The organism is Streptomyces sp. 6-11-2 (genome assembly GCF_006540305.1).
In the GTDB taxonomy this organism is placed as follows: Bacteria; Actinomycetota; Actinomycetes; order Streptomycetales; family Streptomycetaceae; genus Streptomyces.
The window spans coordinates 5195371-5208501 of the sequence record NZ_BJOR01000001.1 but is presented as its reverse complement, the minus strand read 5'-3'; the positions used below and the strand labels follow the sequence as shown (position 1 = coordinate 5208501).

The 13131-nt window shown below is 72.5% G+C and carries 9 protein-coding genes; 3 read left to right on the top strand and 6 right to left on the bottom strand.

All coding sequences use genetic code 11. From position 1 onward, the window contains the following. Window positions 1-76: 76 nt before the first annotated feature. The gene (locus TNCT6_RS22930; RefSeq protein ID WP_141361602.1) at window positions 77-1459 is read left to right on the top strand and encodes a cysteine desulfurase/sulfurtransferase TusA family protein; all 1383 of its coding nucleotides are present in this window, start codon (window positions 77-79) and stop codon (window positions 1457-1459) included. Window positions 1460-1514: 55 nt separating this feature from the next. Here TNCT6_RS22930 and TNCT6_RS22925 read toward each other — a convergent pair whose 3' ends face one another. Then, window positions 1515-2489 carry a carbohydrate kinase family protein gene (locus TNCT6_RS22925; protein ID WP_141361600.1) on the bottom strand — a complete coding sequence of 325 codons (975 nt, stop codon included), beginning with the start codon at window positions 2487-2489 and terminating at the stop codon, window positions 1515-1517. Window positions 2490-3016: 527 nt separating this feature from the next. Between TNCT6_RS22925 and TNCT6_RS22915 the strand changes: the two genes are divergently transcribed. Then, window positions 3017-5284: a hypothetical protein gene (locus TNCT6_RS22915; protein ID WP_373996198.1), complete on the top strand. Its 2268-nt coding sequence runs from the start codon at window positions 3017-3019 to the stop codon at window positions 5282-5284. Window positions 5285-5386: 102 nt separating this feature from the next. On the opposite strand, the gene TNCT6_RS22910 is transcribed toward TNCT6_RS22915, so the two are convergent. After that, on the bottom strand, window positions 5387-5743 hold the full coding sequence (locus tag TNCT6_RS22910) for an iron-sulfur cluster assembly accessory protein (protein WP_006135694.1): 357 nt from the start codon (window positions 5741-5743) through the stop codon (window positions 5387-5389). 404 nt (window positions 5744-6147) lie between these two features. Here TNCT6_RS22910 and nadA point away from each other — a divergent pair, with 404 nt between their 5' ends. After that, on the top strand, window positions 6148-7332 hold the full coding sequence (gene nadA, locus TNCT6_RS22900) for a quinolinate synthase NadA (RefSeq protein WP_172632993.1): 1185 nt from the start codon (window positions 6148-6150) through the stop codon (window positions 7330-7332). 101 nt (window positions 7333-7433) lie between these two features. Here the strand turns inward: nadA and TNCT6_RS22895 are convergent, their stop codons facing one another. The 4 genes from TNCT6_RS22895 to TNCT6_RS22880 form a co-directional block, all read right to left on the bottom strand. Beyond that, window positions 7434-10553: an efflux RND transporter permease subunit gene (locus TNCT6_RS22895; RefSeq protein ID WP_141361593.1), complete on the bottom strand. Its 3120-nt coding sequence runs from the start codon at window positions 10551-10553 to the stop codon at window positions 7434-7436. Window positions 10554-10764: 211 nt separating this feature from the next. Next, window positions 10765-11448 carry a response regulator transcription factor gene (locus TNCT6_RS22890; protein WP_141361590.1) on the bottom strand — a complete coding sequence of 228 codons (684 nt, stop codon included), beginning with the start codon at window positions 11446-11448 and terminating at the stop codon, window positions 10765-10767. Beyond that, on the bottom strand, window positions 11445-12665 hold the full coding sequence (locus tag TNCT6_RS22885) for a sensor histidine kinase (RefSeq protein WP_141361588.1): 1221 nt from the start codon (window positions 12663-12665) through the stop codon (window positions 11445-11447). The genes TNCT6_RS22890 and TNCT6_RS22885 overlap by 4 nt, the downstream gene beginning before the upstream one ends. A gap of 172 nt (window positions 12666-12837) precedes the next feature. Continuing rightward, the gene (locus tag TNCT6_RS22880) at window positions 12838-13116 is read right to left on the bottom strand and encodes a hypothetical protein (protein WP_141361586.1); all 279 of its coding nucleotides are present in this window, start codon (window positions 13114-13116) and stop codon (window positions 12838-12840) included. Between the last annotated feature and the right edge of the window lie 15 nt (window positions 13117-13131).

Sequence of the window (13131 nt, the reverse complement as noted above, 5' to 3'; positions counted from 1 at the left end):
TGGTCTCCCGTGCCCGGGCGGCGAAGCCGCACCTCGGCGCTGTCCCGTGTGCCTTCGGAGCGCTTAGCGTTGACGTGTGGCCTACTTCGACGCTGCTTCCAGTGCTCCCCTTCATCCCGTCGCCCGGCAGGCTCTGCTGGCCGCCCTCGACGAGGGGTGGGCCGACCCCGCTCGTCTCTACCGGGAGGGGCGGCGGGCCCGGTTGCTGCTGGACGCGGCCCGGGAGGCGGCCGCGGAGGCGGTGGGGTGCCGGGCCGACGAGCTGACGTTCACCTCGTCCGGGACGCGGGCGGTGCACAGCGGGATCACGGGGGCGCTGGCGGGCCGCCGCCGCGTCGGACGCCACCTGATCGTGTCAGAGGTCGAACACTCTTCGGTCCTCCATTCCGCCGAGGCGCACGAGGCGGACGGCGGATCGGTCACGCGGGTGCCGGTCGACCGGCAGGGCACGGTGGCCGTGGAGTCGTACCGGGCGGCGCTGCGCGAGGACACCGCGCTGGCCTGTCTTCAGTCGGCCAACCACGAGGTGGGCACCGAGCAGCCGGTCGCCGAGGTGGCCGGGGTGTGCCGGGCGGCGGGCGTGCCACTGCTGGTGGACGCGGCGCAGTCGCTGGGCTGGGGTCCGGTCGGCGGCGACTGGTCGCTGCTGACCGCGAGCGCCCACAAGTGGGGCGGGCCGTCCGGGACCGGGCTGCTCGTCGTGCGCAAGGGGGTGCGGTTCGCGCCGCGCGGACCGCTGGACGAGCGGGAGTCGGGCCGGGCGGCCGGGTTCGAGAACATCCCGGCGATCGTGGCGGCGGCGGCCGCGCTGCGGGCGGTGCGGGCGGAGGCGGCCGAGGAGGCGGTACGGCTGCGGGAGTTGACGGAGCGGATCCGGGCGCGGGTGCCGCGGCTGGTGCCGGACGTGGAGGTCGTGGGCGACCCGGTCCGCCGGCTGCCGGGGGTCGTCACCTTCTCCTGTCTCTATGTCGATGGGGAGACATTGCTGCACGAGCTGGACCGTGAGGGCTTCTCCGTCTCCTCCGGTTCGTCCTGCACGAGCAGCACGCTGACGCCGAGCCATGTCCTCCGCGCGATGGGCGTGCTGAGCGAGGGCAACGTGCGGGTGTCGCTGCCGCCGCGGACGCCGGAGGAGGAGGTCGAGCGGTTCCTGGCCGTCCTGCCGGGCGTGGTGGCGGGGGTACGGGAGAAGCTCGGGGCGCCGGCCGGGACGGCACCGGCCGCCGTGCGGGAGGACGCGCTGGTCGTGGACGCCCTCGGCAGGCGCTGCCCGATCCCGGTGATCGAGCTGGCCAAGGTCTTCGGGGACGTACCGGTCGGCGGCACGGTGCGCGTCCTGTCCGACGACGAGGCGGCGCGGCTGGACATCCCGGCGTGGTGCGAGATGCGCGGGCAGGAGTACGTGGGCGAGGAGCCGGCGGACGTGGGTTCGGCCTACGTCGTCCGCCGGGTCTCCTAGGTTCCTCTGCGGTTCCTCCAGGTTCCGCAGGGGCCCGCCCGACGCTCCGTCAGGCTCAGGCGAGGTGGGCGCGGACCTCGCGGGCCGCGTCGTCGCCGTAGGCCTTGGTGAAGCGCTCCATGAAGTGGGCCCGGCGCAGCTGGTACTCCTGGGTGCCCACGGTCTCGATCACCAGGGTGGCCAGCATGCAGCCGACCTGGGCGGCGCGCTCCAGGGAGACGCCCCAGGCGAGGCCGGAGAGGAACCCGGCGCGGAAGGCGTCGCCCACGCCCGTCGGGTCGGCCTTGCGCTCCTCGTCCGGGCAGCCGACCTCGACCGGGTCCGCGCCGGCCCGCTCGATGCGCACGCCGCGCGAGCCGAGGGTGGTGACGCGGTGGCCGACCCGGGAGAGGATCTCGGCGTCGTCCCAGCCGGTCTTGGACTCGATGAGGCCCTTCTCGTACTCGTTGGAGAAGAGGTACGTCGCCCCGTCCAGCAGTATCCGGATCTCGTCGCCGTTCATCCGGGCGATCTGCTGGGAGAAGTCGGCGGCGAACGGGATGGCCCGCGAACGGCACTCCTCGGTGTGCCGGAGCATCGCCTCCGGGTCGTCCGCCCCGATCAGGACCAGGTCGAGACCGCCGACGCGGTCGGCGACGGTCTTGAGTTCGATGAGGCGGGCCTCGCTCATCGCGCCCGTGTAGAAGGAGCCGATCTGGTTGTGGTCGGCGTCGGTGGTGCACACGAACCGGGCGGTGTGCAGGGTCTCGGAGATTCGGACCGAGGAGGTGTCGACGCCGTGCCGGTCCAGCCAGGCCCGGTACTCGCCGAAGTCGGGTCCGGCGGCGCCCACCAGGACCGGCCTGGTACCGAGCTGGCCCATGCCGAAGGCGATGTTGGCGCCGACCCCGCCGCGCCGGACGTCCAGCTGGTCGACCAGGAAGGAGAGCGAGACCGTGTGCAGCTGATCCGCGACGAGCTGGTCGGCGAAGCGGCCGGGGAAGGTCATGAGGTGGTCGGTGGCGATGGAGCCGGTGACTGCGATGCGCACGGCGTGGACGCTCCTGGAGTCAGGGGGATTGACAGTTCACGCTACCCGCTCCCGCGGCCGGCGCCCACGCCGCCGCTCGCCGGTCCGGAACCGCGCCCGGAACTCCCCCACCGGACGGCACCCGACCGGGTCACCGTCCCCACCGTCCGGGACGACCGGGGGCACCACTCCACCGTCCGGAACGACCGGGGCCACCACTCCACTGTCCGGAACGACCGGGCCGCCGTCCAACCTCCGGGACGACCGGGCCACCGGTCCAACCCCCGGGGCCCCGCCGGGTCGCCGTTCCACCGTCCGGGACCCGGTCGGCGTACGGACCGGAACCCGACCGGTGTACGGACCGGGATCCGACCGGCGCAGAAACCGGGACCCGATCGGCGTACGGAAGGGAACCGCGCGCTCCCCCGTCACGTCCCATCGCTGTCCCCCTCCCGGGGGATACGGGATACGACCCACCGGCCCGCGTCTTTGTCAGGGTCCGGTCAGGGTCACGGGAGCAGCGCTTGCGCAGCCGAAGGAGCGATGCGGTGAACACCGAGCGACCCGACCACGACGACGAGTCCACGGGCACCGCCGAGGAAGCCCCGGACGGGGGGAAGACCTCGGAGCCGGAGGCTTCGGGGCCAAAAGCCCAGGCCGGGCCGGGGTCCGGGACCCAGTCCGAGCCCGGGGCCGGAGCCCAACCGGAGGCCGGGTCCGGGTCCCGGTCCGAGCCGGAGGGCCGGGCCGAGCCCGAGCCCAAGGTCCGGTCCGGATCCCAGGCCGGGGCCGAGCCCGCAGCCAGGTCCGGCAAAGCCCAGTCGCAGCCCGAGGCCGGGTCCGGGCGCGGGGCCGAGCCCGCAGCCAGGTCCGGGTCCGAACCCAAAGCCCGGTCGCAGCCCGAGGCCGAGGCCGGACGCGGGGCCAAGTCCGGGGCCGACGTCAGGTCCGGGGCCGAGGCCGGGGCGGGGCCCTGGGCCGGAGCCGGAGCCGGAGCCGGAGCCGAGACTAAGGCCGGGTCCGAGTCGGCGAGCGGGACCGGGGGCGCGGTCACGCAGGTGCCGAAGGGCACGACGGAGGGCCGCGGCCCGGATGACGCGAAGGTCTCGGAGGCCCCACAGGTCCCTGTTACCGCGGGAGCCCCGCAGGGGTCGGTGGGCTCGGTGGGCTCGGACAAGGCGCCGCACATCCCGGAGGCCCCCAAGCCCCCGCAGGTCCCGCAGGTCCCGCAGGGGGCCGAAGTCCCGGAGACCCCGCGGATCCCCGAGGCCCCGGAGCCTCCGCACGCTTCTGAGGTGCCGGATGTCACCGGCGACTCGGAGCATGGCGGCCGGCCCGGCGGGAAGCGGACCCAGGGGCGGTCGCCCGTGGTGATCGCCTCCGTTGCCGCCGCCGTGTTGCTGGTGGGTGGCGGTGGGATCGTGCTCGCCGCGGATCCCGGTGGGCGTACGGACGGGGCGGCGGTGCCCGGTGGGCACGGGACACCGAGGCCGCTGGTCCTCGACGGGTACTCCGCCCCGGGCGCCGGAGCCGGTGACGGCGGTACGAACGGCATCGCGCCCGGTGAGCCCAACCCCTACGGCACGACCTACCGGGTCACCGGGCCACTGCCCGACGGGCCCGGCTCCGCGCCGGTGTACCGGGCGCGGGGCGAGGTCACCCGGGACGAGGTGGCCAAGCTCGCCGAGGCACTCGGCGTCGACGGGACACCCGTGGCCGACGCCCAGGCGTGGCGGGTCGGGTCCGGGAAGGACGGTTCCGGGCCGGTCCTGCGCGTCGAGCGGACCGCGCCGGGGGCCTGGACGTTCAGCCGGTACGCGCCCGGCACCGACGACTGCAAGGGCGCGCTGTGCGGGCACGACCCGGCGGCCCTGCCCGTCCACCCGGTGAGCGCGGCGGCGGCGCTGAAGGCGGCGGCCCCGGTGCTCAAGGCCCTGGGACAGGATGACGCCAAGGTGGACGCGGCCCAGATCATGGGCGACCAGCGGGTCATCAACGCCGATCCGCTGGTCGGCGGGCTGCCCACGTACGGCTGGACGACCGGCCTGAGCATCGGCCGGCAGGGCGAGGTGATCGGCGGCAGCGGTCAGCTGAAGGCGCCGGTGAAGGGCGACACCTACCCCGTGCTGAGCGCGCGCAGGACGCTGGACCTGATGAACACCGCCCCGCGGGCCGACCACCGCATGGGCATCGGCGGCTGCGCCAGTCCCGTACCGCACAAGGACCGTCTGGAGGCGCCGTGCGGAACGTCGGGCTCCGCCCTCGCCACGGAGGCCCCCGCCCCGGAGAACACCGTCACGATCGGCAAGGCGGTCTTCGGTCTGGCCGGGCACTCCTCCGGGGGGCAGCGGATGCTCGTCCCGTCCTGGCTGTTCGAGGTACAGGCACCGGCCGGGCAGGGCGCCCGCACCACGGTGACGTATCCGGCCGTCGCCCCCGAGTACCTGACCTCGTCGGCGCCGCCGTCCGGGCAGTCGAGTCCGGAGCCGAGGCGCTCGGACGGCGCCCCGGTCACGCGTGACGTGAAGGTGACCGGCTACCGCACCGAGGGCGAGGAGCTCACCGTCCGCTTCGAGGGCGGGGTGTGCGCCGACTACCGGGCTTCGGCGCGGGAGAGCTCCGGCCGGGTGACGGTCACGGTGACCCAGACCCAGCAGCCGGACACGGTCTGCATCCTGATCGCCAAGGTGTACCACCGCACCGTGCACCTGGACCGGCCACTCGGCGACCGGAAGGTGGTCGGCACGGACGGGCAAGAGATCCCCCTGGAGCGGCCGGGGGCACGGCTGCCGGGGTCGCCCTCGCTCGCCCGCTGACGCCCGCGCGGACCTGCGGGCGAACGGGCGGAACACAGGAAGAACAGGAAGGCGGCGGACCCGCAAAGGGGCCGCCGCCTTCTGTGTCCTGCCGTGCCCGGATCAGCTGAAGGAGTCGCCGCAGGCGCAGGAACCGGTCGCGTTCGGGTTGTCGATCGTGAAGCCCTGCTTCTCGATCGTGTCCACGAAGTCGATGGTGGCGCCACCCAGGTAGGGGGCGCTCATGCGGTCGGTGACGACCTTGACCCCGCCGAAGTCCTTCTCCACGTCGCCGTCGAGGGAACGCTCGTCGAAGAAGAGCTGGTAGCGCAGGCCGGAGCAGCCGCCGGGCTGGACGGCGACGCGCAGGGCGAGATCGTCACGGCCTTCCTGGTCGAGCAGGGCCTTGACCTTGGACGCGGCGGCGTCGGTCAGGATGATGCCGTCGGTGACGGTGGTGGTCTCGTCCGATACGGACATCTACATCTCTCCCGGGTTGTACGGAGACTGCTTGCCGACGAGTGCAACCGGCAAGGCCACGGAATCATTCCGGGCCGGGCGCGTGCTTTTTCTCTTCTTCTCCAGGCTCGTCCACCTCATGCTCGCACACGGGTGGGAAAGCGGACAGCGGCCTGTGGACGGCGGCCGCCGGGGTGCCGGCGGAGCCCACTCGGACAGGCGCTGGGCCCCGACCGGGTTCAGGCCGGGGGCGGGCCGGGTTCAGGCCGGGTTCAGGCCAGTAGGGACAGCGCGGGTTCAGGCCGATGTGGACAGCCCGGATGCCGGGATTCACGTCACATGGACACTATGACGATCGTCAAAGTGACGTGAAGCAGCTATGATAGATAGCGTCAGTTCGACGAAAAGTAGAAAGGGTGCGTGTCGTGACCACCGCCCAGACCCAGGACCTCGACGTCCAGCCGACCCCGCTCGCCCTCCTGCTTCTCGGCCGCGAGGCCGATCCGAAGAGCGAGCGCGGCGTCGAGTGCCCCGGTGACCTGCCCGCCCCGTCCGACCCGGACCTGGTGGCGCGAGCCCGCGCGGCCAAGGAGAAGCTCGGCAGCGAGGTCTTCGTGCTCGGCCACCACTACCAGCGCGACGAGGTCATCCAGTTCGCCGACGTCACGGGCGACTCCTTCAAGCTGGCCCGGGAGGCGGCCGCGCGCCCGGAGGCCGAGTACATCGTGTTCTGCGGTGTGCACTTCATGGCCGAGTCCGCGGACATCCTGACCTCCGACGAGCAGAAGGTCGTCCTGCCGGACCTGGCGGCCGGCTGCTCCATGGCCGACATGGCCACCGCCGAGCAGGTCGCCGAGTGCTGGGACGTGCTCACCGAGGCCGGGATCGCCGACCAGGTCGTCCCGGTGTCGTACATGAACTCCTCCGCCGACATCAAGGCCTTCACGGGCAAGCACGGCGGCACCATCTGTACGTCGTCGAACGCCCAGCGGGCGCTGGAGTGGGCCTTCCAGCAGGGCGAGAAGATCCTGTTCCTGCCCGACCAGCACCTCGGCCGGAACACGGCCGTACGGGACATGGGCATGTCGCTGGACGACTGCGTCGTCTACAACCCGCACAAGCCGAACGGCGGACTGACCGCCGAGGAACTGCGGGCGGCGAAGATGATCCTGTGGCGGGGCCACTGCTCGGTGCACGGCCGCTTCAGCCTGGACTCGGTGAACGACGTCCGGGAGCGGATCCCCGAGGTGAACGTGCTGGTGCACCCCGAGTGCCGGCACGAGGTCGTGGCCGCGGCGGACTACGTCGGGTCGACCGAGTACATCATCAACAAGCTCGACGCCGCGCCGGCCGGCTCCAAGTGGGCCATCGGCACGGAGCTGAACCTGGTGCGCCGGCTGGCGAACCGTTACGCCTCCGAGGACAAGGAGATCGTCTTCCTCGACAAGACGGTCTGCTTCTGCTCCACGATGAACCGCATCGACCTGCCCCACCTGGTCTGGGCCCTGGAGTCCCTGGCCGAGGGCAACCTGGTCAACCGCATCCAGGTGGACAAGGAGACGGAAGGCCACGCAAAGCTCGCCCTGGAGCGCATGCTGGCACTGCCGTAGCGGCTCCGGCCCGCACGGACGGTTCGTACGGGAAAGGCCCGGCCCACGAGCGTGGACCGGGCCTTCCGCGTTTGCTCACACGGTGTGCTCACACGATGTGCCTACACGCCGGCGGGTTCCAGCACCTTCTCCTCGCCTGCCGCCCGCTTCGCCTCGCGCTTCTTCGCGCGGCGCTCCTTGCGGAGCTCCAGCATGGCGTAGAGCGTCGGGACCAGCAGCAGGGTCAGCAGGGTGGAGGTGATCAGGCCGCCGATCACGACCACGGCCAGCGGCTGGGCGATGAAACCACCCTCGCCGGTGACGCCCAGGGCCATCGGGAGCAGGGCGAAGATCGTGGCCAGGGCCGTCATGAGGATGGGGCGCAGCCGGTGACGGCCGCCTTCCACCACGGCCTCGACGATCCCGTACCCGCGCTCGCGGTACTGGTTGACGAGGTCGATCAGCACGATCGCGTTGGTCACCACGATGCCGATCAGCATCAGCATGCCGATCATCGCGGGGACGCCCATCGGCGTGCCCGTGAGGATCAGCAGACCGAGCGCGCCGGTGGCCGCGAACGGGATGGAGACCAGCAGGATCAGCGGCTGGGCCAGCGAGCGGAAGGTCGCGACCAGCAGCATGAAGACGATCGCGATCGCCGCCAGCATGGCCAGGCCCAGGTTCTTGAAGGCGTCGCTCTGGTCGGAGGTGACGCCCCCGATCTCGGCCGTCGCACCCGCGGGCAGCTTCAGCGAGCTGATCTTGGACTGGAGGTCCGTGCTGACCGCGCCGGTGTTGTCACCGGTCGGCTTGGCCGTGATCGTGGCGGCGCGCTGACCGTCGATCCGGGTCATCGACACCGGCCCGTCGACCAGCTTGACGGTCGCGATGTCACCGAGCTTCACCGGGCCGAGCCGCAAGTTCTTCAGCTCGTCCAGGGTCGTCGCCGGCTTGGCCGACCGGATCACGACGTTGCGCTCGGTGTCGTCCAGCATCGCCTTGGCCGCGGTGGTGCCCTTGACCGCCTGGGCGACGGCCATGCCGAGGCTCTGGTCGGTGAAGCCGGCCGCCGCCGCCTTGGAGTTGGCCCGCACCGAGATGCGCGGCACGCTCTGCGACAGGTTGCTGGTGACGTCGGTGACGTCCTTCAGCCCGGCGACCGCCGTGCGGACCTGCTCGGCGGCCTGACGCAGCGCGTCGGAGTCGCCCGCCTTGACGACCACCTTCAGGTCCTGGTCGCCGAAGCCGCTGCCGGCCGCGATCGTGGTGGTGCCGATGCCGGACAGCTTGTGCAGGCGGTCCTCGATGCGGGTGCGCACGTCGTCGGCGGACGCGGAGTCCTCGATCATCACCTGGTAGGAGGCGCGGTTGGTGTCCGTGCCGCCGCCGAAGGCCGCCATGAAGCCGGAGGAGCCGATCGTGACCTGGTAGTCCTTGACCCCGTCGACCCCGGCGAGCTCGCGCTCGACCTTGCGGGCCGCGGCGTCCGTCGCCGCCAGGCTGGTGCCCGGCTTCAGCTGCTGCTTGACGCTGAGGACCTTCTGGTCGCCGGCGTCGAAGAAGTTCGTCTTCAGCAGCGGGGTCATGCCGAAGGTGACGAACAGGACGACGACCGCGATCAGCACGCTGGTCAGCCTCCGCCGGGTGGCGAAGCGCAGGACGGGGACGTAGAGGCGCTGGAGGCGGCTGGCGGCCTCCTTCTCCTCGGCCCGGCGGCGGGCCTCCTCGGCCTGGGCGGGCGTGCCCTTCGGCGCGCGCAGGAACCAGTACGACAGCACCGGCACGACCGTCAGCGACACCAGCAGCGAGGCGAGCAGGGCCGCGGTGACGGTGAGGCTGAACGGGCCGAACAGCTCGCCCACCATGCCGCCGACCAGGCCGATCGGCAGGAACACGGCGACCGTGGTGAGCGTGGAGGACGTCACCGCGCCGGCCACCTCGCGCACCGCGGTGAGGATGGCCTCGCGGCGCTCCTCGCCGTAGCCGAGGTGGCGCTTGATGTTCTCCAGGACCACGATCGAGTCGTCGACGACCCGGCCGATGGCGATGGTCAGCGCGCCCAGCGTCAGCATGTTCAGCGACAGGTCGCGGGTCCACAGCACGATCAGCGCGAGGACGACGGAGAGCGGGATGGACACCGCCGTCACGAGCGTGGAGCGGACCGAGGCCAGGAAGGCCAGGATGACCAGGACCGCGAAGAGCAGGCCGAGCGCGCCCTCGGTGGTCAGGCCGTCGATGGCCTTGGCCACGGCCGGGCCCTGGTCGCTGACGACGGTGATCTTCGCCCCGGAGCCGAGCGCGTCGTGCAGGGCGGGCAGCTTGTCCTCGACGGCCTTCGAGATGGCGACCGCGCTGCCGTCGTGGTCCATGGTGACGACGACGGAGAGGCTCGGCTTGCCGTCGGTGCGGGTGATGGAGTCGGCCTTGGCCGGCTCCTGCTTGACGGTGGCGACGTCGCCGAGCCGGACCGGCTTCTTCGCGCCCGCACCGGCACCCGGGCCCTCGCCGGCGACCATCAGGTCCTGGATCTGCTTCAGCGAGGTGAAGCCGCCGCCGACCTGGACGGTGCGGTTGGCGCCGTTCTCGTCGAAGGAACCGGCCGGGAGGGTGGCGCCGCCCGCCTGGAGCGCCTGGCTCAGAGCGGCGGAGCCCAGTCCGGCCGCGGCGAGCTTCTTGTCGTCGGGGGTGACGGTGACCTGGAGGTCGCGTACGCCGTCGACGGAGACCTGGCCGACGCCGTCGATCTTCTTCAGCTCCGGTACGACCGACTTGTCGAGCTGGTCGGCCAGGGCCTGCTGGTCCTTGTCGGAGGTGACGGCGAGGACGACGGTGGGCATGTCGTCGGTGGAGCCGGCCACCACCTGCGGGTCGACGTCGCTCGGGAGCTGGGCGCGGGCCCGGTTGACGGCCTGCTGGACGTCGGCGACGAGCTGCTTGGTGTTGTTGCCGTAGTCGAAGGACGCCATGATCACGGCGTTGCCCTCGCTGGCCGTGGAGGTGACGCCGGTGATGCCGTCGACGGCCTTGAGGCTGTTCTCGAGCGGCTCGACGACCTGCTTCTCCACGACGTCCGGGGACGCACCCTGGTAGGGCGCCAGCACGGACACCACGGGAAGCTCGATGGTGGGCAGCAGCTGCTGCTTGAGCTGGGGTATCGCGATCGCCCCGAAGACGAGCGCGATGATCGACATCAGCCCGATCAGGGCCCGTTGCGCGAGGCTGAATCTGGACAGCCAGGACATGGGTCAGGGTCTCTATTCTGTGAGCGGCGGGCGGCACGGGCGCGCAGGGGGCGCCACCCCTACACCTTCGGGCATGCGCGGACGGCGATCCGTAGCCCCCTGGTCCATTTCCGCCCGGGGCTCCTACTCCCTGCGCAGTACGCGCGTGTGCACCGCGCTCCACCCCTGGACGTACCCGCCGTGCCGGGCCGGGTGCGGCCGTACGGGCCGCTCACTGCGGCCTGGGACGCACCAGTCCGGACTCGTAGGCGATGACGACGAGTTGGGCCCGGTCGCGGGCGCCGAGCTTGGCCATGGCCCGGTTGACATGGGTCTTCACGGTCAGCGGGCTGACCTCCAGGCGCTCGGCGATCTCGTCGTTGGAGTATCCGCCGGCGACCTGGACGAGCACCTCGCGCTCCCGCACGGTCAGCGCGTCCAGCCGGGTGGGCCGGGCCTGGTCGCGGCCGTCGTCCGACGCGCCGCCCTGCGCGAGGAAGCGGGCGATCAGACCCTTGGTGGCCACCGGGGACAGCAGTGCGTCGCCCTGCGCCGCGATCCGGATGGCGCTCAGCAGTTCCTCGGGTTCGCTGCCCTTGCCGAGGAAGCCGCTGGCGCCCGCGCGCAGCGAGCGCACCACGTAGTCGTCCACCTCGAAGGTGGTGAGGATGACCACGTGCACCTGGGCGAGGGAGGGGTCGGAGCTGATCATGCGGGTGGCCGCGAGGCCGTCGGTGCCGGGCATGCGGATGTCCATCAGCACCACGTCGGCCCGCTGCTCCTTGGCGAGCCGCACCGCCTCCGCGCCGTCGGACGCCTCCCCCACCACCTCCATGTCGGGCTCGGAGTCGACGAGCACCCGGAAGGCACTGCGCAGCAGCGCCTGGTCGTCGGCGAGCAGGACACGGATCGTCATGCGGGGTCCCCCGGGGCACGCGTACGGGTCTCGACCGGCAGGATCGCATGGACGCGGAAGCCGCCGCCGTAGCGGGGGCCGGTGGTGAGGGCGCCGGCCAGGGCGGTGACCCGCTCGCGCATGCCCAGCAGCCCGTGTCCGCCGCCCGCCTGCGGTCCTACGGCCTCGCCGGCCCCGTCGTCCAGGACCGTGATCTCGATGTGCGGTCCGACGCGTACGACGCTGACCTCGGCCTTCGCGTGGGTGCCCGCGTGCTTCTGCACATTGGTGAGCGCCTCCTGGATGACCCGGAACGCGGCCAGGTCCACGGCGGCCGGCAGGGTGGTGCCGTGGTCGGCGCGGGCGACCTCGACATGCAGTCCGGCGCTGCGGAAGGTGCCGGCGAGGTCGTCGAGGCGGTCCAGGCCGGGGGCCGGTTCCGTGGGGGCCTCCGGGTCGCCGGACTGCCGGAGCAGGCCCACGGTGGCCCTCAGTTCGTCGAGCGCGGAGCGGCTGGCCTCCCGGACGTGGCCGAGGGCCTCCTTGGCCTGGTCGGGCCGCTTGTCCATGACATGGGCGGCCACCCCGGCCTGCACGTTGACCAGGGCGATGTGGTGGGCGACGACGTCGTGCAGGTCGCGGGCGATGCGCAGGCGCTCCTCGGCGACGCGGCGGCGGGCCTCCTCCTCACGGGTGCGCTCGGCGCGCTCGGCGCGTTCCCTGATGGCGTGCACGAAGGCGCGGCGGCTGCGGACGGCGTCACCGCCGGCGGCGGCCATGCCGGTCCAGGCGAAGATCGCCAGGTTCTCCTGCGCGTACCAGGGCATCGGCCCGGCGAGCATGGCGGCGCCGGTCAGCACGGTCATGGCGGTCAGGCCCAGGCGCAGGGTGGTGAGGCGGTCGGTGGCGGCCGCGACGGTGAAGAGGGCGACCACGGCGGACATGGCCACGGGGGCGCGGGGGTCCCCGGTGACGAACTCGACGACGGACATGGTGCCGGCAACGGCGAGGACGGTGCGGGGGGCGCGGCGGCGGAAGACGAGGGCGGCGGCGCCGAGAACCATGAGGAACAGGCTGAGCAGCTCGGGCCGGCGTACCCCCCAGCTGACGACGTGGTCGCCGCGCGGGCCCACGAAGGAGCCGACCACCATGCACACGAGGACGCCCGCCGCGAGGGCCGCGTCCAGTGCGAGGGGGTGCGCCTTCAGCCGGCATCGGGCGCGGTCGAGGGTGGTCACGCCTGACTACGGTACGGGGTCGCGCGCCGCGGGGGGACGGCGGCGGGTGCGGGTCCCGGGACGGCTCCCGTCCGGGGGCTGCCGTGCTCCCCGGACAGGCTGTCCTTCCTCACCGGGCCCCACCGGGCCTCACCGGGCCGCACTCGGGCGTCACTAGGGCCTCATCCGGGTCTCAACCGGGGATGAGTCCGTCGTCGCTCAGCAGGTCCCGGACCTCCTCCAGGGTGGCGTCCGCGGCGGGGAGGATCAGGTCGGACGGCTCCAGGGAGTCGTCCGGCACGGGCTCGCCCAGTTCGCGGACCCTGGACAGCAGGGCCGCGAGGGTGCGACGGAAGCCGGGACCGTCGCCCTTCTCCATCTCGGCCAGGAGTTCGTCGTCCAGCTTGTTCAGGTCGGCGAGGTGGCCGTCGGCCAGCCTCACCTGTCCCTCTCCCATGATCCGTACGATCATGTCGCCCTCCTAGGC